This window comes from Methylocystis sp. Sn-Cys, from assembly GCF_016745395.1.
In the GTDB taxonomy this organism is placed as follows: domain Bacteria; phylum Pseudomonadota; class Alphaproteobacteria; order Rhizobiales; family Beijerinckiaceae; genus Methylocystis; species Methylocystis iwaonis.
On sequence record NZ_JAERVJ010000021.1, the window covers coordinates 1 to 1,126 of the forward strand.

General features: G+C 70.2%; 1 protein-coding gene. It reads right to left on the bottom strand.

The genetic code is table 11. The features are described from left to right. The coding region (locus JJT62_RS18955; protein ID WP_246745017.1) for an Ig-like domain-containing protein at positions 1-1,126 on the bottom strand (1,126 nt) is incomplete at both ends.

Consider the following 1,126-nt stretch of genomic DNA (forward strand, 5'->3'; position numbering starts at 1 on the left):
CGCCGACAGCGTTCCGTTCAGGACCGGCGACGAATCGTCCGTCGCCGTCCCGCTGGGGTAGTCGCCCTGGTGCGTCCCGACATTGTCCGTGTAGCTGGCGATGACGCTGGCGGCCGTCGGCGCCGTCGTGTCGACTGTCACCACGAAGGGAGACGAGACCGGACCGTCAATGCCGGCGGCGTCCGCCACCACCGCCGTGTAGCTGTGCGTCCCCTCCGAGAGTCCGGAGAGTCCCAGCGTCCAACTCGTCCCCGAGACGCTCGCCGTCCCAATGAGCGTCGCGCCTTCGTAGACGCGCACTTCCTCGCCCGCCGCCAGGGGCGCCGACAGCGTTCCGTTCAGAACCGGCGACGAATCGTCCGTCGCCGTCCCGCTGAGGTAGTTCCCCTGCTGCGTCCCGACATTGTCCGTGAAGCTGGCGATGTTGGCGGCGACAGTCGGCGCCGTCGTATCCACCGCCACAGCGAAGGCCGCCGACGCGGTCCCCTCATTGCCGGCCGCGTCCGCCACCACCGCCGTGTAGCTGTGCGTCCCCTCCGCGAGACCGGAGAGCGCCAGCGTCCAGCCCGTCCCCGAGACGCTCGCCGTCCCGACCAGCGTCGCGCCTTCGTAGACCCGCAGCTCCTCGCCAGCCGCCAGCGGCGCCGACAGCGTTCCGTTCAGAACCGGCGACGCGTCGTCCGTGCTCGTCGCGCTGGGGTAATCGCCCTGGTGCGCGCCGACATTGTCAGTGAAGGTCGCTATCGCCGCCGTTGTGACCGGCGCCGTCGTATCCACCGCCACAGCGAAGGGCGACGACGCCGTCCCCTCGTTGCCGGCGGCGTCCGCCACCACCGCCGTATAGCTGTGCGTCCCTTCCGAGAGCCCGGAGAGCGCCAGCGTCCAACTCGTCCCCGAGACGCTCGCCGTCCCGACCAGCGTCGCGCCTTCGTAGACCCGCACTTCCTCGCCCGCCACCAGCGGCGCCGACAGCGTTCCATTCAGAACCGGCGACGAATCGTCCGTCGCCGTCCCGCTGAGGTAGTTCCCCTGCTGCGTCCCGACATTGTCCGTGAAGCTGGCGATGTTGGCGGCGACAGTCGGCGCCGTCGTATCCACCGCCACAGCGAAGGGCGACGACGCCGTC